The following is a 21,670-nucleotide window of genomic DNA, read 5'->3' on the forward strand; positions in this document are numbered from 1 at the left end:
AAAAAATATTTTTTCTGTTATTTTTCTACCTTCACAATTACCATTTTGCCATTATATGGTTTACTTCCTTTCGCTTCCATTGCACTTGTAGCTTCTTGGATATCAGTAAGTTTTTGATAATAGATATAGTATGTTCCGTTACTTGCATTATAGAAGAAATCTATATTGTTTTGACCAGCTTGTATTGCTTTTGTTATAAATGCATCTCTCTTCGCAACATCTTTATGAGCTGCTACTACAAGGTAATATCCGTCACCTACATTATCATTATTTTTAATAATTTGTGTTCCTGCTTGTTCTTCTCCAAAATCAAAATCTTCTGGTTTATAAACTTGACCTGTAGGAGTTGTTTTAAGTTTAATTTGTTTTAACGTTTCTCTATCTTTTTGATATTTTGTGTCATCACTATCAAATGCAGCACGTTTGATTCTTCTTTTCTTTTCAATATCTGTTTCAGCCTTGATTGTTTCAAGTTTTGCTAATAAATCTAAATTTTGTTTATCAGTAGCTAATTTTTCTGCTTTTAATTTTTCAAGTGTTTTTAAATAGTTTTGATTAACAATATCATTTCTATTAGGCACTTTTTTCAACCTTTCGTTTGTACGTGTTTCAAATTCTTTAATAAAATTATTTTGATTTTTAGTATTTTCAGCTATCTCTGTTTTTAAAGATTCAAGTGCTCTGTTTGCCGCAGAAGTACTTTGAAACTCTTTAGCTTCACTTACAATACCTTTATCAGATAAATCATTTACTCTTCTAAGTTCTTTAAGCTCATTGTCTTTTGCTTTTGCAATAGAGTCTAATCTAGATAAAGATTCTTTCTGATTTTTCTTAGAGTCTTCTAAAACTTGACTTAAATTATCTAATTCTTTATCCTCTACAGATTTAGCTGCGTCAATTTTAGCTTTTTCTTCAGCATCTTTTCTTAAGCGTTCAGCTTCGGCTGCAGCATTTGCTTTTGCATCGGCATCTGCTTTCTCTTTACGCAAACGTTCCGCTTCTGCTTTAGCGTTTGCTTCATTAGCTAATGCATCTGCTTTTTCTTTTAGTAAACGATCTGCTTCGGCTTTAGCATTTGCTTGATCCGATTTTAATTTATCTGCTGCTTCTTTTGCTTTTGCAGCAGCATCAGCCGCAGCTTTTGCATCGGCATCTGCTTTTTCTTTACGCAAACGTTCTGCTTCGGCTTTAGCTTTGTCTTGTTCTGATTTTAATTTATCTGCAGCTTCTTTTGCTTTCGCAGCAGCGTCAGCGGCAGCTTTTGCATCGGCATCCGCTTTTTCTTTTAGTAAACGATCTGCTTCGGCTTTAGCATTTGCTTGATCCGCTTTTAATTTATCTGCTGCTTCTTTTGCTTTTGCAGCAGCATCAGCCGCAGCTTTTGCATCGGCATCCGCTTTTTCTTTACGCAAACGTTCTGCTTCTGCTTTGGCATTAGCATCGTTTGCTTTCAATTTATCTGCAGCTTCTTTTGCTTTTGCGATTGCATCGGCTTTTGCTTTTGCATCAGCATCTGCTTTCTCTTTACGTAAACGCTCTGCTTCTGCTAATGCATTTGCTTTATCTTGTTCTGCTTTTAGTCTTGCTGCATTTGCCGCATTTGCTCTTGCATCTGCAGCCTCTTTTTCTTTTCTTAATTTTTCCGCTTCTAGAACTGCTTTATCTTTGCCTTGTAATGCTAATAATCTATCTGCTTCTGCTTTTTTGAGTGCTGCTAGCGCTTCTGCTTTTGCTTTTGCATCTGCTAACTCTTTTTCTTTACGTAAACGTTCTGCTTCTAATTTTGCTTTGTCTTGTTGTGCTTTTAATGCTAATGCAGCTGCTCTTTCTTTTTGAAGTTCTGCTGGAGATTTTCTCTTAACAGCTACTGCTTTGGTTCCTGGATTGGTTTTTTTAGTAGCTTTTACTATTGGTTTATAATCTTCGAAATCACCATATCCTTTTAATTTGTATGCTAATGTAATTTCATGTGAAATTCCAAAATTTGATAAATTACCAATTCCTTTTTCTATGTTATAACCTATTGATAGCTTTTTTGCAACCGTAAAACCTATACCTCCAGAGATTCCGTAAAGACTATTATATCCTGCTTGTACCCAACCTGCTTTTGGTGCGTTAATGAGTAAAATACTAGAAAAAATTGTTTTTCCTTTTGCTGCCTCACCTCTTACTAACATTGAAAATTTTCCGTTTTCAAAAAAACCAGGATTACTCATGTAACCTGTGTACATAATGTGACCTTCAAAAGTTTTTGCTGGATCGTCTGCAACTAATCCTGAACCGAAATTATAAAAGAAAATATTGTTTGCTGAAACCCCAAAATCCATTAGACCAGCACTATAATTTATTCCTGGATTTATGGTAACTAATGAGTTTTTAGGTATGTTTTGAAGTGCTGGATCTATTGTATTTGTTACAATTTTTCCAGTATTTAAACCACTATTTACATAGGCTAAATTTAATCCGAAAGCAAAGTTGCTATCATTTGATAACTCTACATTTCTAACAAAATTTCCTACTAATCCGAATGTTGTTAAGACTCCATAATTTCTTTGGAAAGCTCCAAATGCAATACTATTATTATCTCTAAACTTACCTGAGTAACTAGCAAAATAAGCTTGAGGTGCGTTCTCAAATCCTGAAAATTGCCTCTTACTATACATACTAATAAAAGATTCATCTTCACGAACATAACTGAATGTAGGGTTTATTAAGAATTTATTGAATTTTAATGAATTTTTAGCTGGCACATCAAACGAAACCACGCCTCCTTCTTGTGCATGATTTGGTAAAATAAACCCTAAAATCAGTAATAAGCTTATAAATTCTTTTCTCATATTATTTTATAATTGTAATTGACCCTTTTTTTATTGGGCTTCCATCCTTAGATATAATATAGTAATATACTGGATTTACAGATTTGAAATTTAATGCTGTTTGTGGCCATTTATTATCATAATTAGTTGTTTGCAAAGCAATTTCTCCCGCCGCACTAACTATCATAACTTCAGTATTTGCATTTATATATTCTTGAGGTATTTCCCACGTATCATTTTCTCCATCAGCATTTGGGCTAATAAGATTTGGAATTTTTACAGGATTTACTCCTTCTTTAAGTTGAAACAAAAACTCTTTATTTACTAAACACCCAGAAGTTTGTTTAACTATTGCTTTATAATTACCCATAACAGCAGTACTGTAGGTATTTGTTGTTGCTGATGCATCTAAAATTCCATTTTTGTACCACTCAAAAGTAGGACTTGCTGCATTTGTGGTTATGGTTATTGTTTTTATATCTCCAGCTGCAACATTATTTATTGCAGGAGATTCTAAGACATCTATACTTGCTGAGAAACCTACAACAGATAAATTAAATGTATTTGATGTTGATGAGCAACTTCCCTGATTAACTACCACATAATAATCTCCTGGTTGTGTTGCAGGGTAGTTAAATGCTGTTGCTCCAGGTATTGCGACATTATCTTTAAACCACTGGTAAACATAACCTCCTGGCACGCTAAGCGTATTTGCTGTTGGGGGACAAACGGTATTTCCTCCGCTTGATGTAATAGTAAATGTAGACCCTGCTGGAACAATGTTCACTGTGACGTCTTGAGATCTAGTTACTGAACTTGTTGTTGTACATACACCATAATCAATCTCTACGTGATATACTCCCGATGCACTTATATTTATTGATGAACCTGTCTGACCAGCAATTACGGTTGACCCTTTATACCAAATATAAGTTAAACTCGGAAATGATACTGGTGATGGATCTGGAATTGTAGGAGTATCTATAGATAGGGTGAAACTACCACCTCCACAGATATTTATAGTTGTATTATGATTGTTTATCCAAAACCCATTCATAAATGGTTGATGATAAGCTGAAATTGCGGTATTACTATTTCCTGTAATTGCAGGAGAAGTGCTTACAACTCTTAATCTATATCCTGCCCCTGATGTCCCTGCTGGAATAAAAAAATTGCTAAACGTACCTGTTAATCCAACAAACGTTGCAGATGATGAAAGAACTGGAGGTGTTGCAGAAAAAACTCCAGAGGCATTAGACAGTTCTAATCTAAATTGATTTCCTGGGTTAAATGTCCCTGTAATTGTAAAGGTAGAATTGTATGGAACCGTTCCGTTATTTGCACAATATTTTGTAACTGGATTAGAAGGTAAACCATGAGTTGGAGGGCTAATTGTTTGTGCAAAAACTGTTATTGGAGAAAAAAACGCCAATAATATAAAAACGTGAATATACTTATTTATAAGAGTAGTAATTTTATTTTTCATAAACAGCTTTATTTTATTTTTTTAAGAAAAACCCAAAGATAACCTATAAAATACAATCCTTTTTAAACAGAATTTAATAAAATTCAAGAAATCCATTAAGAAAATTTTATCTCTTAATGGATTTTTTTTAAACCGTATACATTAACCCTTTACTTAGAATTTGATGCGGTAATTTTACTAATTTTAATTCTAAAATCAGGATTGTTTTTAGTATTATAAATATCTAAAAACATTTCGGTGTTATCTGTATTTTGATACAGGTTAAAAAACGAATTGTTACCATAATAATCTTCTAGGTCTTCATTGTTTGTTGAGTTTTCAACAAAAATATTTCCTTTACAATTATTAAAATACGTTTCTTCAAATTTAATTTTCTTAAATGTACTTGCTTCTAATTTTACATCTTGAGCAAGAATTGCTGCTGGGTTAAATCCAGATATTACACTTCTTTTGATTGCAAAAGACGCATTATTTCCTATAAAAATAGATTCTTTTACTAATCCGCTAGCTATATCGCTGCTTAAGTTTTCTGTAGAGTTTACAAGTGTACAATTTGTTGCAACAACATTTGTCATGTTTTTAGAAAAATCAGCCTCTTCTTTTTTATCATAAGAAGCGATATTCATACATCTTGATCTTGTTGATGAAGAATAAAGTGAGTGTCTAATAGCAATAGAATTATCCATTTTGCATTGTACTCCTTGTGTAAACCTAAAATCATCTCCACTAGATCTTAATGAAACTAATTTACTAACCACTACATCTCCTCCTAATATTTCGAAAGAATTTCCAGCAGAGAAACTACACATTACATTTTCGATAACTGTTTTGTTTCCAACGCTTGCTAAAGATAAAGCATTATAATCTTTAAATCCTTTTATCTTTTTCCCAGCAAATTCTATTCTTAAAAATCTTAAAACTCCAGAGTTACTTTGTGAGTTTACTCCACCATAAATAGTTTGGCTTGGATCTAATTCAAAATTTAATGAAGATGAACCACCAAATTTATTTACAGGTGCATCACCAAGGATAACTATTCCTCCCCAGTCACCACCTTTTTTTACTGGTCTGTTAGAAGTAAATACAATTGGATCTGTTTCTAAACCATTGGCCATGATTTGAGCTCCTTTTGCAATAATTAAAGCACCATTTGTCTCATAATCTCCTTTTATAACCGTCCCTGCTTCGATAGTAAGTACTGCATTATTGGTTACATAAACAGGTCCTTGCAAAAGATAAGTGTTCTTCTTGTACAAAGTTGTATTTGTCGTTATTTTTCCATACAAGATTTGATTTGTTTCGTTATATTCAACTTTTGCTGGTTTAAACTCCGTCCAATTGTTCAACCAATTACTGGTTCCAATTATACCTTTTTCTTGTTGTGCACTTGCGGAAAAAACCACAAAAAGCAACATCAATTTGATTTGTACTAGATTTTTCATGTTCAGTAGGGGATTAAAAGTTAATTATTTGGGATAATTATTCGTTTATTTGGCTTAGCTCCTTCAACATTGACTCGTAGTACAATATTGAGCTCACTAAATTTCCTTTGTCTGCATAAGGTGTCATTGTTCTTTGGAAATCTACTGTAGAGTTTAAGAACGTTTCTGTGTTTTGTTTTTGTAAAGCTAATGCTTTATTGTTTTCCACATTGTCAGGAACCCCAACATCTTGCATAGTAACACCTGCTTTAGTTGTTAGTGCTATATAAGGCAAAGTATTTACAAGAACTTTGATACGTTCTATATACAATTCTAACAATTGCCCTTTTTGCATTGTTTCTAATTCGCTTTTTTCATAGAATTTTTTTACTGCAGCCCCTGTACTAATAATACCTACAGGTTTATTTGTTTTTTGTGCATTTACATTACTTACTGCAAATAATAATAAGCTAAAAAAGATAATTTTCTTCATGATAATTTGTTTATAATTTTAATAATTTAAGTTTTAAAATGTCCCCAAAACACACCCTTAAATTCAATTTGCAAGATTCTAATAACTTTTTAATAAAAAAAATTAAATTTACTTGTTTTTAAAATTTAAATGATGTATAAAATTGAATACATTTTCGTTTTTAAATTACCTTGCTAAAAGCGTGCCAAAAAAATTTAAAACCTAAAATTATGTTATTTTTTTTAATAATTATGCTTTTTATCGGTATTTTTCACGTCTTAACGGCTGCAAAAATATTCTTTTTTTATTATAACATCCTAATATTGAGGTGTTTTTGTTGTGAAAAAAATATTTTATATAAATTTAAATCTCGTTTTATGAAAAATTATCAATGTTTTGTCTAATCTTGTATAAAGATATTCAAAATATTCTTGTAATAACGATCATATTGATAAATTTATTGTAATAACTTATATTTGCAACATGCAATTTAACCAAATCGTAGGTCACGAACATCTAAAAAATCACTTATTACAAAGCGCCTCTGCTGGTCGAATCCCTCATGCACAACTGTTTGTTGGCCCAGAAGGATCAGGTATTTTACTAACCGCAATTGCTTATGCACAATATATTTTGTGTAATAATCTTGGGGAGGAAAATACTGGTGGAAATGAAGCTTGCAATTTAAAATTCGAACATTTTTCGCATCCAGATTTGCACTTTGTATATCCAACAGTAACTACCGATGAAGTAAAAACCAAACCGAAAAGCTTAGATTTTCTAACAGATTGGCGAAAATTTTTATTAGAAAAACCCTACGGAAGCATTTTCGATTGGTACACAATTCTTGATGTAAAAAATAAACAGGGTGAGATTAGGGTAGAAGATGCTCAAGAAGTTCTGAAATCACTTTCGCTAAAGGCCTATGAAGGTGGGTACAAAATCATGATTGTTTGGATGGCCGACAAAATGAATATTGCCGCTTCTAACAAATTGCTAAAACTGCTCGAAGAACCTACCGAAAAAACGCTGTTTATTCTTATTACCGAAAACGAGGAAGATATTATACAAACGATTCGTTCACGATGCCAAGTGTTGCATTTTTCGGCGTTGAGCGAAAATGCAATTACCGAATCTCTGATTGCTAATGAAAATATAGAATCCAAAAAAGCACAAAAAATTGCGCACAAATCGCAAGGAAATTATAATAAAGCCTTGCAATTTTGCCACGAAATAAATGACGATTTGCCTTTTGAAGAATGGTTTGTCACTTGGGTTCGTGCCGCTTTTAGAGCCAAAGGAAACGCTGCGGCAATTCAGGATTTAATCTTATGGAGTGAGCAAATTGCAGGTTTGGGACGTGAAACACAAAAAAAATTCTTGCATTTTTGTATCGAAATGTTTCGCCAGGCTTTGTTACTAAATTACGAAACCGAAAAACTAGTTTATCTAGAAACAACGGTCGAGAAATTTAGCTTCGAGAAATTTGCGCCGTTTGTAAACGGAAACAATATAAATGATATATTTAAAGAAATTTCTGAAGCGATATACCATATAGAACGCAACGGAAATGCTAAAATAATCCTAACCGATTTATCTATAAAACTAACCCGATTAATTCATAAAAAATAATCCTATGGAAAACCTTGCTTCACTTTTTGTCTTATTTTTTCTTGCCATTACATTCTTGCAATCCGGATATGATAAATATACCGACTGGAACGGAAATGTATCCTGGCTAACCGAACATTTCTCAGGAACTATCTTTGCTAATAAAGTGCCTATTTCTCTAAAAATATTGTTGGCTTTCGAGATTGTTGCCGGAATTTTATGCATTGTAGGGATGATAGAAATGTCTATAAGTGGCGGAACCACTTTTGGTAAATACGGCGCTTGTTTGTCTTGTGTAACTTTACTTATGTTGCTTTTTGGACAACGCATTGCCAAAGATTATGACGGAGCCAGAACTATTGTTATTTACTTTATTCCTGCGATAATGGGTGTTTATTGGTTGAGCTAGACATCAACAAATAATAGTGCTTTAAATCAGCTATAGCTTAAAAAAAAAACGAAGTGTGCAACGAAAATTAATATCAATAAATATTGAAAATAGCTTACAAGATATTCAAAAATGAAATCGAAGATTTACTTATTTTTTACAATTCAACGCTTATTGCATATGAACAAACAAAAAAATTAGTAAAAAATTCTTGGGAAATTGAAAATAATATAGACAATGTTGTAGTTGAGAATCTAAAAGATTTTTCAAGCAACACAAACTCTTTAGAATACGATTTAAGACAGTTATTATTGATCAAGCTCATTTCAATACTTGAACAATATTTAATCGATAATATTAAATTCATTTTTACTGAAATTAAAGAACCATTTAAAACAAACAACGTAATTGAATTCCAACATCAAGAACTTTTATCATTTAAATCATTAACTGAGGTTTTTAATAAAATAATATCTAAGGATTGCAGACAATTATCTAGTGGCGGATTTGATAAAATAATCAAATACTATCATTTAAAATTTAAATTAAACCTAAATTCTTTTTTTCCATCAAAAGAGCGAATAATAGAATATCATGACAGAAGACATTTACACGTTCATAACCTTGGGAAAACAGATAAACAATATCGAAAAAAGTACAATACAACAAAATCAGGAATTTCGATAAGTGACGAATATATTAGAAATGCAATCGAAGATATTTCAATTTTTGCTGAAATTGTAAATAAAAATACTGTCAATTACATAGAAAATCAAAAGGCTGTAAAAGAGCAAAAAATAGATTTGAGAAATATTTGGTTTTCTTTTCAAAATTTAACGGAAACTCTAGAAATTATAGATGATAACTACGGTTTTTGGAGTAATGATGATTTAGTTACTTTTAAAGACATATTAATCGAAAAAAAGCAACTATTTGATAATTTTGTGGAAGTAAAGATTTGCGGAGAACAAAATAAAATTAAAGATTATTATAATATATTTAAAAAAACTTCTAAAACTAATCCTAATATTAAGTTTTTCACTAAACTTTTTGATGATTATTCAGCACCTGAATTTCCTAAAAAAGTTAAGAACTATACTGAACCTTTACCGAAAATTATAATTACTGATGAGCTAATTAAAAGTGTAGAAAATAAATTACCGAATGAACCTTGGGAAATAGGAATACATAAAAGAATTGCACAAGACTTAAATCAATCAAATAAAACTATAAACAGAGTAATAAATATCATATTAGAAAACAGGAATAAAAGCTACAGTTAAAGGTTTTTTTTGAAATTGTATTTTTGTTTAGAACCCCCGCTAGCGCGAGCTTCTAGCTCGTGCCCAGTCTAAATTTCACAAAGCAATATCTAAAAAAATTAATAAAAGAAACGTCATCTCTAAAATGTTTCTTTTAGAAAATCCTTTTATTTTTGTAGGCACGAGCTAGAAGCTCGCGCTAGCATTTAGATTTACAATAACGTTGTGATTTTAACCCGCATTCAAACTCGATTTGTACATTTTTAACTCGTCCCAAGTAAATTCGTCTCCGTATTTTTCTTTGAGTGGGTTGAGGGTTTCTTCTTTGTAACCAAAAAACGCTTCGGCCAAGCCTGCAATTTTGTCTTCTGGCAAAACATCTGTAATAGCAACAGTACCAGATTCTATAAGCTTTGCAAGATGTCCGCTAATGGTTTGTGGTGTGAGTTTTCTAATGACTGCAATTTCTTTGATAGAATTTTTTTGTATCCACAATTCGTAGGTTTCTTGCACCGTCGATTTTTTAGCTTCTTTGGGTTCATCTTTCTTTTTCTTAGCATAACGTTCCACGTCGAGATCATCATCAATTAGTGTGATGTTTAATCTTTTAAACTCTTCGTGAATCGCCTCTATCTTATTTGTTTTGTAGGTTTTAATTTCTTTTGATGTCAAATTTTCTTTAGAAATAACATCGCCAGAAGCAATTGTTTTTACTAACAATTTGGCTTTCATTAACTTAAAAACTGCTTTTATCTGAACTTCTTCTAAAACAGATAATTCGTCGAACAGTGTTTTTGCTTTTTTGATGCGTTTTACTTCTTCAATTTTCCATAAAACATCATAAAGAATAGTGTCCATTTGTGTAAAGAAGTAATTGTAAGCCGCATCTATTCTTTCTTTAACAAAATGAATATCAAATGGTTCTGTATTAAAAAGCTTGTCAATCTGACTCAAGAATTTTCTTGCAGGTTCCTGAATTTCAGAAATAGTGTCGGTGTGTTTTTTGGCCCAAAGCCAATGTTTCGACTTTGTTGAAGATTCTTCTTTTTCGTTATAACTGTATTGATGATTGCGCCATTCTTGAGCCAAATCATGCCAATCGAAAGTCGATTTTAAGAAATTTTGTAAGAATTTTTTAGTTTCTTGTTGCAGTGCTTTTTCTAATTTTTCTTCCGATGCTTTGTTTTCAGAATAATCCATCACATCTTGATCGTTAGAAATACCATTCATTTGTAGTGGAGAAAGCAAAACCAAGCCTTCTAACGAACGCAAACGCGATAATGCTACATATGCTTGTCCTGGCTGAAAAACTTGCGATACATCAAGCGCAGCTTTATCAAAAGTTAATCCTTGGCTTTTATGTACCGTAATTGCCCAAGCCAGCTTAATAGGGTAGTGGACAAATGTTCCTAAAACTTCTTCTTCAATTTCCTTTGTGTTCTCATTTACAGAATAGCGAATATTTTGCCATTCGTATTTTTCGACTTCAATTGTGGTGTTTTCTTCTGGAAAATGTACTAAAATTTCTGCTTCGGATAATGACTTAATAATTCCCATTTTTCCATTAAAATAACGCTTTTCAAAAGCCAAATCGTTTTTGATAAACATGATTTGTGCGCCCACTTTTAATTGCAAATTTTCGTCTACTGGATAAATTTTGTCTGGAAAATCTCCTACAATTTCAGGTTTGAATTTAAATAATTTCCCACTTAAATCTTCTAAAGCCTGAGCATTTATATTGTCTGCTTTTGCATTGTGTGTGGTTAGTGTAATATAACCTTTGTTTGCTTTTAGATCGAAATCTGGTTTTACATATTCGTTTAAAGTGATTATATCTTCCTTCGAAATAGTATTGTTTCTCAAATTGTTAAGAACTGCAATAAATTTATCGTCCGTTTGACGGAAAATCTTAGAAAGTTCTATATACAATGGTGGATTTTGCTGAATTACATGCGAGTGGAAAAAAAATTTTCCTTTATAATACGACCGCAATACTTTCCATTCTTCGTCTCGGATTATGGGTGGCAATTGCAATAAATCACCAATAAAAAGTACCTGAACACCACCAAATGCAATTTTTTTCTTGCGAATAGATTGCAACATAAAGTCGATTCCGTCGAGTAAATCGGCACGAAGCATACTCACTTCATCAATAATAAGCAACTCCATGTTTTTGATGACTGATTTTTTTAAACCACTCATTTTAAAGTGTCTTGCTAAAGTGCTTTTGCTTTCAAATTTTACAAAATCTGAAAATTGAGGCGCACTATTGTCTGGAATAAAGCCGCCAAATGGCAACTGAAACATGGAATGAATAGTGACACCTCCAGCATTTAGCGCTGCAATTCCTGTGGGTGCAACAACGACACAATTTTTGTGTGTCGTTTGTATAATTTCCCGCAAAAGTGTTGTTTTTCCTGTACCTGCTTTTCCGGTAAGGAAGATATTTCGCTGCGTTTGATTAATGAATTGTAGGGTATAATTGGCTTCGGCTGAGATATTTTCCATTTTGGCTTGTATATATTGAGCAAAAATATTGAAAAATTATCTATTCACTATAATATATTTTCAACACTAGTTTTATTCTCTGACTTCAATTTAATAATTGATGTGAAGATTAACGCAATTAGAATCAAGAAAAGAATCAATGATGAACCTATAGTTCCAAAATTTAATCCTCCTTTTTCGATAGGTTTAGTTAATAAATCTCCAAAAGTCGCTCCAAAAGGTCTAGTTAATACAAAAGCAATCCAAAACAATACTATTCTGGATATATTGGTAAAATAATAGAATAAAACAATGATTATCAACAAACTACCTATTAGTATTGCGCCACCAATAAACCCTAATCCCGAATCATCAGCCAAAAAATCACCTAAAGCAGTTCCTAAAGTATTGGAAAATAAAATTGCTGTCCAATAAAAAATTTCACCTCTAAAAGAGTTAATATGATTTACCGAAAGAGTTTTCTCTTTTGATTTCCAAATAATTAACGTTGTAACTAAAAGGGTTATTAATAACAATGAACCTGTAGCATATCCTAAACCAAGTGTTCTATCCATAAAGTCGGACATTGTGGTTCCTGCAGTACTTGTGGCTAGAATTACTGCCCAATATTTTATAGGATTAAATATTTTTGACTTCAATTGAATGACCAATGTGAATAAAAAAACACTTAGAAGAATTGTGGAACTTATTGCATACCCAATATTTAAAGTCATTGACAATAAATCACCAGCGGTTTCGCCAAGTGTAGTGGCACAAATTTTCATTATCCAAAATGCAATCGTTATTTGTGGTAGTTTGTTCATTTTAATGATTTCAAAAGTACAATTTGTTGGATCAATATTATCGAAATATTCTTTGTAACGTACAAAAAAACGCCCTCAACTTTATAAGTTGAAGGCGTTTTAATATTTTTTTAGAAAAATTATTTCTTTTCTGTTGCTTTTTCTTCTGTTTTAGGTTTTGCAGCATACTTATCGTTAATCATTTTAACAACATCTTTTGTAATATCATAACTGTCTTTAGCGTACAAAATAGTCGCTGCATCTCCAGTACCATAAATATAATCGTAACCTTTTTCTTTACCGTAGTCTTTTATAAGTTGTTTTACAGATTTTACTAAAGTGTCCATTTCTTTTCCACTTTCTTGTTGCAATTGTTGTGCCATTGCTTGTTGTGCATACTGTAATTGTTGTTGTCTTTGTTGTAACTCAGAACCTTTTTGTTGTGCCCAAGCTTGACCTTTTGCTTGTGCATTTTGTTGAAAACTATTCATTTCTGCTTTTAGGTTTTTTGCAGCTACTTCAAGTTCACGACCCATAACTTCTTGCTTTGTTTTATACTTTTCATCCAATTCTTTGGCTTCAGTATAATCTTCCATCATTTTTTGAGTGTCAATATATGCTGTTTTATATTCTTTTGCTTCAATAGTTTTATTACAAGAAATAATTGATATTGATATGGCTACTAGTAATACGATTTTTTTCATTTTTATTTTTTAGTTAAATTTTTAAATTTTGGTAAAAGTACTCTTTTTTTGGAATGTGGAAAATTGTTGTTTAGAAAATTGATTATTTGAATGAAAATACACGAAATCTTAACAATAATAAAATCTTATACTATCGTTTTTAAAGATAGTTTTTCGTTATTAAAACACGCTTTTCTAGATTCGTTTTAAGATAATTTATATTTTTTTGAATGAATTTATATGTTTTTAAACAAAAACGTCTCTAAAAAGCGCTTAAAATCATTTTTAGCTGTTTTTTAAGACATAAATGTGGGAAGAATACTCTAAATTTCCTTTCGCTTTAAGATTTGACTTTAAACCAATATAAAAGGCTTTGATAAAATTCATTTTTCCATTTTTATATTTTTCTGATAAAAGTGACACATAAAAACTATCGAAAATCATAGGAAGGATTTTTATGAGTTTTATATTCTCTTTAGCAAATAGTTTTTCGATAGCCGTTTTAGAGAAATGCCACAAATGTCTTGGCACATCATAAGCGGCCCAAAATTCTCCGTAATATTTTGCGTCAAAAGATTTATAATTTGGGACTGCAATTATTATTGTCCCGTTTGGTTTTAATAATCTTTTTAAATCCTTAATTTGATTTTCTAAATCTGGAACATGTTCTAAAACATGCCACATTGTAATCACGTCGAAAGAATGAGATTGTATACTTTCTAAATTCTGTGCAAATGAAACTCCTTTAGAAATTGCAATTGCTTTTGCTTTTTCATTTGGTTCGATTCCTGTAGTGTGCCAACCTGATTTTTTTGCTGTGGCTAAAAAATCTCCTGTTCCGACACCAATATCTAATAAGCTCCCTTTTTGAGAATGAAGAGAATTAATTAAACTTACTTTTTTACTTAAAGAGTAGGATTTAATAATTTGATATACTTTTTCGAACAAAGAACGTTTTCCATCGGTATGTGAAATATAATCTTCGCTTTCATAATATTTTGGAAGACGATCTAACGATGGTTGCGGATGGGTTTTTAACAATTGTAATTCTTCATCAAGAAGTAACTCAAAATTTTCTTTTGATACTGAATTGTCTTTTACTTTTATAAAAACAGAATGATTTTGAAAATCCATATTATGTTTTGCTATGAATGTTTATTATTAATTTAAATTACGTTTCACGTGGAACAATTTGAATTATCTTCCCATAAAAACCAATAACACCGAAATATCACTTGGCGAAACTCCAGATATTCTTGAAGCTTGTGAAATTGTAACTGGTCTTATTTTAGATAATTTTTGCTTTGCTTCGATAGACATCGATTTGATTTTCTCATAATCGAAATTCTCTGGAATTTTCACATCTTCTAACTTAGTTAGTTTTTCGGCATTAGTTCTTTCTTTATCTATATAACCAGAATATTTTACTTGAATTTCTGCTTGTTCTAATATTTCTTGATCTAAATCATGACTAGTAACATATTCTGACACATTATTAAATTGTAAAACATCAGCTAAATCAATTTGTGGGCGAGATAGGATTTTAAAAATTTTATCTGTTTGATTTACTTCTGCAGTTTCTTTAGCAATTAAAACTGGATTTGCTTCAGCAGGAGTAATGCTAGTTTCTTTAAAGAATGCTACCATTTTTTCTGATTCATTCAATTTGTGTTCCATTCGTTGCAAACGAGCATCAGATGCTAAACCAATTTTATTTGACATAGGCGTCAATCTGAAATCGGCATTGTCTTGACGCAATAAAGTTCTGAATTCCGCACGTGAGGTAAACATTCTGTATGGCTCTTCGGTTCCTTTAGTAATTAAATCATCAATCAAAACTCCAATATAAGCTTCATCACGTTTCAAGATTAAAGGTTCTTGTTCTTCCACCTTGAGTGCAGCATTTATTCCAGCCATCAATCCTTGAGAAGCCGCTTCTTCATAACCAGTAGTTCCGTTTATTTGACCTGCAAAATACAAACCTTCGACCAATTTAGTTTCTAATGTGTGTTTAAGTTGCGTAGGAGGGAAGTAGTCGTATTCGATAGCATATCCTGCTCTGAAGAATTTTACTTTCTCGAAACCAACTACCGAACGCAAGGCTTTAAATTGAATGTCTTCTGGTAAAGAAGTCGAAAATCCGTTTACATAAACCTCACAAGTATTCCAACCTTCTGGTTCTACAAATAATTGGTGACGGTCTTTGTCTGCAAAACGATTAATCTTATCTTCGATAGAAGGGCAATATCTCGGACCTAAACTTTTAATTCGACCATTAAACATTGGCGAACGATCGAAACCTTCACGCAATAAATCGTGCACCAAAGGAGACGTGTATGTCATGTGACAATCTCTTTGATGTGTCAATGGTTTTGTTATATCTGAATAAGAAAATTTCGATGGATTTACATCGCCAGGTTCCACATTCATTTTAGAATAATCTAACGAACGACCATCTACTCGAGGAGGCGTTCCTGTTTTCATCCTTCCAGATTCGAAACCCGCTTTCACTAAATCTTCGGTAATTCCGTAAGCAGCACTTTCACCAGCACGACCACCGCCAAATTGTTTGTCGCCGATATGTATCAATCCATTTAGAAAAGTTCCATTAGTAAGCACAACAGATTTACCACGAATAGTCAATCCCAAAGAAGTTTTAATTCCCAAAACTTTATTGTTTTCGATAATTATTCCAGAAACCATTTCTTGATAAAAATCAAGATTAGGCGTTCTTTCAAGCATCAATCTCCATTCTTCAGAGAAACGCATACGGTCACTTTGAACTCTTGGCGACCACATAGCAGGTCCTTTCGACTTGTTAAGCATCTTGAATTGAATGGCGGTTTTATCAGAAACAATTCCTGAATAACCGCCCAGCGCATCAATTTCACGAACTATCTGCCCTTTGGCAATTCCACCCATAGCAGGATTACAAGACATTTGCGCAATGTTTTGTAAACTCATTGTAACCAATAGGGTAGAGCAACCCAGATTTGCCGATGCCGCAGCGGCTTCGCAACCTGCATGACCAGCACCCACCACTATAACATCATATTCTTCTAAAAACATTTTTGAATGTGAATTGTGAATTGCGAACACAGCTTTCAGCTGTATAAACAATTCAAATTATATTTTGTTCCACGTGGAACTTTTTACAATTAGAAAATGTGAATTAAAAAATTATTTCACGTGGAACACAATTTGTAATTCATAATTTCTATTTTCTTTTTAATTTTGTTTCACGTGAAACAATTTTATTTTTTCATCTTCTTTAGAACGCATTAATAACTCGTCGGATTCGGATTTATCTTTGTAACCACAGTAATGTAAAACGCCGTGAATCATTACGCGTTTTAATTCTTCTTCGAAAGAAACTTTAAACTCTTCTGCATTCTCACGAACCCTTTCGATAGAGATGTAAATGTCCCCGTGTATTTCGTTACCTAAGGAATAATCGAAACTTATAATATCCGTAAGTGTGTCGTGATTTAAATACTGTTGGTTGATTTCAACTAAATAATTATCGTCACAAAAGATGTAATTTATCTCGCCTTCGGATTTGTTTTCTGAAAGTATAACGCTAGAAATCCAATCTGTATAAATGGTTTCTTCTGGTATTTCGAAATCTATTTCGTAATTAAAACTAATCATTTTTCTTAAAATATTCTTGAACCTTACGGTCAAAATTGGAGCGCAAAGGTAGTGTTTGTCTGTTTAAAATTTCAATACTATTTAAATATTCTTGAAGCTTTTGGGGTAGGGGATTTGCAGTGTTGTTAAAACCTTTTTTATTTGTATTCGATTGTCTTTTCGAATCTTGATTTTGCTCTTGAATTGCTTTCTCCAATTTGAGTAATTCATATTTTAAATTGAGTGCTTTTTGAATCGCTTCATTAGAAAATCCTTTGTTGATTAACTGCTTTTCTATTTGCTTCATTTGATCTAAAGCATTTTGTCCAGCACCGCCCATGCCATTTTTTTCCAATTCTTTTTGTAACGCATCACGCAATTGCTGTTGTTCTTTGAGGATTTCTAAAACTGCTTTTGTGTCACCTTCGCCATCTTGTCCGCTTTCTCCATTACCATTTCCATTACTACCTTGTCTTGATTTTCCGTCTTTGCCATCTTTACCAGACTTCCCGTCTTTGCCTGATTTTCCGTCCTTTCCATCGCCTGGTTTTTCTCCAGGTTTTTCTCCAGGTTTATCACCTTTCTTTTGTCCGCCTTTCATTTTCTCGCCAAGACCTTGTTGCTTTTTGATGATGTCTGGCAACTGCATTCCACCACCTTGTCCTTTTCCTGGTTTTGGTTTTCCTTTACCCATTCCAGAAAGGGACATTTGCATACTGTTTAATATGTCACTTAAAAAATTAGCTAAATTATTTGCGCTTGTTAAAGAAAATTGCTGGCTTGATGTACCTCTGGCGATTTGATTATCGGAAAGCAAATCGATACTTTTATCTATATTATAATGAACCTTTCCAATTTCCGTCGTGATTTGTTCACTTATTTTTGGGTTGCGCAATGACATCGCGAACAAGCTATCATCAACGTGTTTGAATTGTTGTTTTAAATCTTGTTGCGTTTTTAAATGTTTTGAAAATGCGTTAGAAGTATTTGTTATCGCTTTAAAATTCTTAATTAATGCTTCTTGCGAAAACGAAAACGCTAGCAAGTTGTCTAGGATTTGACGAAGCATTGCTACATCTTCTTCTAGCTGTTCTTTCTCTCCGCCTTCCATTTCTTGAGCCATTTTCTGACTCATCTCTTTCATCTTCTTGGCTGCGCTTTTTTGTTTAGGAGATGCTTTATCTTGCTGTTTCTTTTGTAATTCTTCAGAAGCTTTTTGTAAATCTTTATCGATACTTTCCTCTTTTTCTTTGTCTTGAGGAATGTCTAATGGCGATTTTAACTCTTTGTTTTCTTTATTAAGATCTTTTAATTCCTGTTGAATTTTATCAAACTCCTTATTAATCTCGTTCTGTTTTTCTTCAGAGTTTTCTTTTTTATCATCAGCAAGCTTATCTTCTTTTTCGGAAAGTTTATCTAACTTGTCTGCGAGTTGTTCTGCCTTTTTCTCAACATAATATCTTTTAGTCAACTCGACCAATTGTTCTAAAGTCTTGGTTTGGTTTTTACTTTTTTGTTCAAACTTTTCAAGTTTTTCTTGTATTTCATCTTGATCCAGTTTTTCATTCAAACGTTTCAATTCGTCAAGAAGCTTTTGATTTTTTTCTAATTCTTCTTTAGATTTTTCTAAACGTTGTTTCAATAATTCTTTCTTCGGATCATTTTCTTCGGCTTTAAATTTTTCTAAATTATCTTTTATTTTTTTCGAAAATTCCTTCATCATTTCGTCTTGTTGCTTCTGACGCTTTACGAAATCATCTAATTTTTGTTTGTCTTTGTAATCTAAATCCTTTTTTTCTTTATTGTTTTTTTGCAATTTTTCTAACTCAGAAAGTTGCTTGTCTTGTTTGCTTAACGATTTTTCTAAAGCATTAATATTCTCGTTTTGTTGTTGTAGGTTTTTATTTTCTTTCTCTTCGGCAGTAGCTTCACGATATGAAAATTCAGAGGATTTGGTGCTTTTGAAATGATGAATAGCATCGTTATCAAAAACTTCAAAATAATATTCATACGCCACACCATCTACAATAGGCAAGGTGCTTGGAAAAGAAAATACAAACTGATCGAAATTACTTTTCTTCACAGCAATGATTCCACGTTTAGCAACTTGCGGATTGTCCTTAGGAAAATAAACTACACTCAATTTCGAAAACCCATAATCATCCGATATTTGACCTAAAACATACTCTTTAGAACCCTTTAAACTATCGGCAGCCATCTCCACCTTGATGGTTGGAAACTGGTCTTTTACCACATTGATGGCATAATTAAGTTTTTCATAGTTTTTTATCGATTTATTAGAAGTAAATATCTGATATTCTGTATTTTGAAATATATTTTTACTTAAATTGAACGCATTTCCAGAATTTACAAACGAATAAGATTTATTTGCTTCAATTAGATTAATATTTTGAGTCGCAACTGTATTAATTCTCCAAGTAATTTGCGTGCCTTCGGGAACAATAGCATTTCCTGTTCCTTTGATAATCTCTGATTTCTTATTTAAATAATTAGGAAAATGAAGTGACATCTCGAAATTGGCAATAGCAGGAACAGTGATCACATTCAAGGTATAATCAGCCGATGAAACTTCGTTAGCTTCGATATGAAAATCTATGTTTTGCATGGGTTTCGTTACTACAAACTGAAATTCTCCTTGCTTGGTATTTTCCATAAAATAACTTTCGTCGCCTATAAAAATCATAGCTTTCTCTGGAACAACATTTCCTACGGTTTTTACTTTGAGAATAAAATCTTTGTTTTGTTCTGTTTGCAAATTTTTGTTTACCAACGTAAAAGCAAACGGAGCAGGTGGTAAAAATTGTTGTTTGTAATTTACCACACGATTCATACTTTCGGTAATTAGTTTTTGTTGCCCTGAAAGCATCAGAAACAAAACAAAAAATAAAGGAATTAATGCTAATGGCAGGAACTTTTTGTTCTTTTTAAAATCGATAGCATTAGAAAAAGGAATGGGTTGCAGTGAATTTGCCTTTTGGTTTATTGATGCAAAAAGTAATTCCGATTGGTTTTTGTCTTCTGATAATTGAAGAAAATTAGTCAGCTTATCATTCACTTCTGTAAAATGATTCCCAATAATTTTTGAAGCTTCGGTATAATCGATTCCTTTTTTGAGCTTGAATAATTGGAAAATTGGAAAGGCAATAAATCGCACCAGCAAAAATAACTGCACCAAAATAAATAACGCAAACAAAAAAGTTCTTCCAGTTGGTTTTAACCAAAGGAAATATTCGATAAAACTCGTTGCAAAAAGATATAGTAATCCCAAACCAATAAAGAAAATGGTTCCACGCAACAACTCGTTAGTATAGAATTTCTTGATGAAATCTTCTAGCTTTTGGAATATGAGGTCTTTTGAATTCAAAATTACATTCGTTAAATTATAACTTATAAAGTTACAATTTTTGCTGAATATCAAAACATTAAAAAAAACTTTAGTATTTTTATAAGAAAAACAATCTCTTATGAAATATTTATTAGCTTATTCAATTCCTATCATTAGTATGTTAGGAATTCATTATCAAGGAGTTTTAAGTTATTCTGGAGTATTATTTGCTTTTGTATTAATACCTTTTTTTGAGATAATTCTTCCTACTAATGAAGACAATTATTCAGAAGAAGAAATTAAAAACCGACTAAAAAACAAGTTATTTGACTTTCTTTTGTACTTAAACATACCTATTGTATATGGAATTTTGTTTTTTACAATATGGAAAATTACACAAACACATTTGACCGTATTTGAACTTACAGGAACAACTTTGAGTTTAGGAATTGTTTTAGGTGCAAACGGAATAAATGTCGCACACGAGTTGGGGCATAGAGAAAAACTGTATGAAAGAATATTAGGGAAAATATTATTAATTCCTTCCCATTACACCCATTTCTTTATAGAGCATAATCACGGTCATCATTTACATGTTTCAACCCCAAATGATCCGTCTACAGCAAAATATAATCAAAGCTTGTATACTTTCTGGTGGCAAACTGTTTCTGGAACCTACATAAAAGCTTGGGAAATTCAGAAGAAACTAAATCAAATAGAAAACCGTCCATTTTATGCTATAAAAAGTGATATGTTTTGGTTTACTATAATTCAAACAAGTTATCTAGCATCAATCTATTTCTTCTTTGGATTTAATGGATTCTTACTAGCTTTATTTGCAGGTATTGTAGGCTTTTTATTACTAGAAACCATAAACTACATAGAACATTATGGATTAAAAAGAAATTTACTTCCTTCTGGAAGGTTTGAACGAGTTACTGAAAAACATTCATGGAATTCGAATCATATATTAGGAAGAATCATGTTGTATGAATTAACACGTCATAGTGATCATCATTTTAAATCTCAAAAAAAATATCAAATTTTAGAATATCATGATATTTCTCCACAAATGCCTTATGGCTATCCAACTAGTATGGTCATTTCATTTATACCACCACTATGGTTTGCGGTGATGAATAAAAGAGTTCCACTAGAAATGAAAGGTTAATCAAATTATTCTACATAAATTAAGATGAGGCGCAAAGCACACAATCAAAATCATTGTGAACTTTGCGCCTTCTTTGTGTACTTTGTGGTTAATC

At 31.9% G+C, this 21,670-nt stretch carries 15 protein-coding genes; 4 read left to right on the forward strand and 11 right to left on the reverse strand.

Annotated features, from left to right (window positions below; all coding sequences use genetic code 11):
• Positions 1-17: 17 nt before the first annotated feature.
• From ACKVOV_RS07070 to ACKVOV_RS07085, 4 genes are all read right to left on the reverse strand, one after another.
• Positions 18-2,837 carry a PorP/SprF family type IX secretion system membrane protein gene (locus tag ACKVOV_RS07070; RefSeq protein ID WP_409206060.1) on the reverse strand — a complete coding sequence of 940 codons (2,820 nt, stop codon included), beginning with the start codon at positions 2,835-2,837 and terminating at the stop codon, positions 18-20.
• Between the two features lies 1 nt (position 2,838).
• Positions 2,839-4,302: a gliding motility-associated C-terminal domain-containing protein gene (locus ACKVOV_RS07075; protein WP_409206061.1), complete on the reverse strand. Its 1,464-nt coding sequence runs from the start codon at positions 4,300-4,302 to the stop codon at positions 2,839-2,841.
• Between the two features lie 149 nt (positions 4,303-4,451).
• Positions 4,452-5,744, reverse strand: a complete 1,293-nt coding sequence (locus tag ACKVOV_RS07080) for a hypothetical protein (RefSeq protein ID WP_409206062.1) — start codon at positions 5,742-5,744, stop codon at positions 4,452-4,454.
• A gap of 37 nt (positions 5,745-5,781) precedes the next feature.
• A complete protein-coding gene (locus tag ACKVOV_RS07085) occupies positions 5,782-6,216 on the reverse strand; it encodes a hypothetical protein (protein WP_409206063.1) in 435 nt (144 codons plus the stop codon).
• Between the two features lie 462 nt (positions 6,217-6,678).
• On the opposite strand from ACKVOV_RS07085, the gene ACKVOV_RS07090 reads away from it, so the two are divergent.
• The 3 genes from ACKVOV_RS07090 to ACKVOV_RS07100 all read left to right on the forward strand — a co-directional run bounded on the left by ACKVOV_RS07090 (position 6,679) and on the right by ACKVOV_RS07100 (position 9,477).
• Positions 6,679-7,827: an ATP-binding protein gene (locus ACKVOV_RS07090; RefSeq protein WP_409206064.1), complete on the forward strand. Its 1,149-nt coding sequence runs from the start codon at positions 6,679-6,681 to the stop codon at positions 7,825-7,827.
• Between the two features lie 4 nt (positions 7,828-7,831).
• Positions 7,832-8,215, forward strand: a complete 384-nt coding sequence (locus ACKVOV_RS07095; protein WP_409206065.1) for a DoxX family protein — start codon at positions 7,832-7,834, stop codon at positions 8,213-8,215.
• A gap of 83 nt (positions 8,216-8,298) precedes the next feature.
• Positions 8,299-9,477 (forward strand): hypothetical protein, encoded by a 1,179-nt coding sequence (locus ACKVOV_RS07100; protein WP_409206066.1) that lies wholly within the window; start codon positions 8,299-8,301, stop codon positions 9,475-9,477.
• 210 nt (positions 9,478-9,687) lie between these two features.
• Here ACKVOV_RS07100 and ACKVOV_RS07105 read toward each other — a convergent pair whose 3' ends face one another.
• The 7 genes from ACKVOV_RS07105 to ACKVOV_RS07135 all read right to left on the reverse strand — a co-directional run bounded on the left by ACKVOV_RS07105 (position 9,688) and on the right by ACKVOV_RS07135 (position 20,444).
• A complete protein-coding gene (locus tag ACKVOV_RS07105; RefSeq protein ID WP_409206067.1) occupies positions 9,688-11,964 on the reverse strand; it encodes a helix-turn-helix domain-containing protein in 2,277 nt (758 codons plus the stop codon).
• 47 nt (positions 11,965-12,011) lie between these two features.
• Entirely contained in the window at positions 12,012-12,767 is a 756-nt protein-coding gene (locus ACKVOV_RS07110) for a hypothetical protein (RefSeq protein WP_409206068.1), read from the reverse strand.
• Positions 12,768-12,886: 119 nt separating this feature from the next.
• Positions 12,887-13,450: an OmpH family outer membrane protein gene (locus ACKVOV_RS07115; protein WP_409206069.1), complete on the reverse strand. Its 564-nt coding sequence runs from the start codon at positions 13,448-13,450 to the stop codon at positions 12,887-12,889.
• Positions 13,451-13,714: 264 nt separating this feature from the next.
• Positions 13,715-14,563 (reverse strand): class I SAM-dependent methyltransferase, encoded by an 849-nt coding sequence (locus ACKVOV_RS07120; RefSeq protein ID WP_409206070.1) that lies wholly within the window; start codon positions 14,561-14,563, stop codon positions 13,715-13,717.
• A 63-nt stretch (positions 14,564-14,626) separates the two neighbouring features.
• A complete protein-coding gene (mnmG, locus tag ACKVOV_RS07125) occupies positions 14,627-16,498 on the reverse strand; it encodes a tRNA uridine-5-carboxymethylaminomethyl(34) synthesis enzyme MnmG (RefSeq protein ID WP_409206071.1) in 1,872 nt (623 codons plus the stop codon).
• Positions 16,499-16,657: 159 nt separating this feature from the next.
• The gene (gene ybeY / locus ACKVOV_RS07130; RefSeq protein WP_409206072.1) at positions 16,658-17,080 is read right to left on the reverse strand and encodes an rRNA maturation RNase YbeY; all 423 of its coding nucleotides are present in this window, start codon (positions 17,078-17,080) and stop codon (positions 16,658-16,660) included.
• On the reverse strand, positions 17,073-20,444 hold the full coding sequence (locus ACKVOV_RS07135) for a hypothetical protein (protein WP_409206073.1): 3,372 nt from the start codon (positions 20,442-20,444) through the stop codon (positions 17,073-17,075). Before ACKVOV_RS07135 ends, ybeY begins: the two co-directional genes overlap by 8 nt.
• Positions 20,445-20,544: 100 nt before the next feature.
• Here ACKVOV_RS07135 and ACKVOV_RS07140 point away from each other — a divergent pair, with 100 nt between their 5' ends.
• Positions 20,545-21,576 carry an alkane 1-monooxygenase gene (locus ACKVOV_RS07140; RefSeq protein WP_409206074.1) on the forward strand — a complete coding sequence of 344 codons (1,032 nt, stop codon included), beginning with the start codon at positions 20,545-20,547 and terminating at the stop codon, positions 21,574-21,576.
• Positions 21,577-21,670 lie beyond the last annotated feature (94 nt).

It is taken from the genome of Flavobacterium sp. (genome assembly GCF_046153165.1).
Classification (GTDB): Bacteria; Bacteroidota; Bacteroidia; order Flavobacteriales; family Flavobacteriaceae; genus Flavobacterium.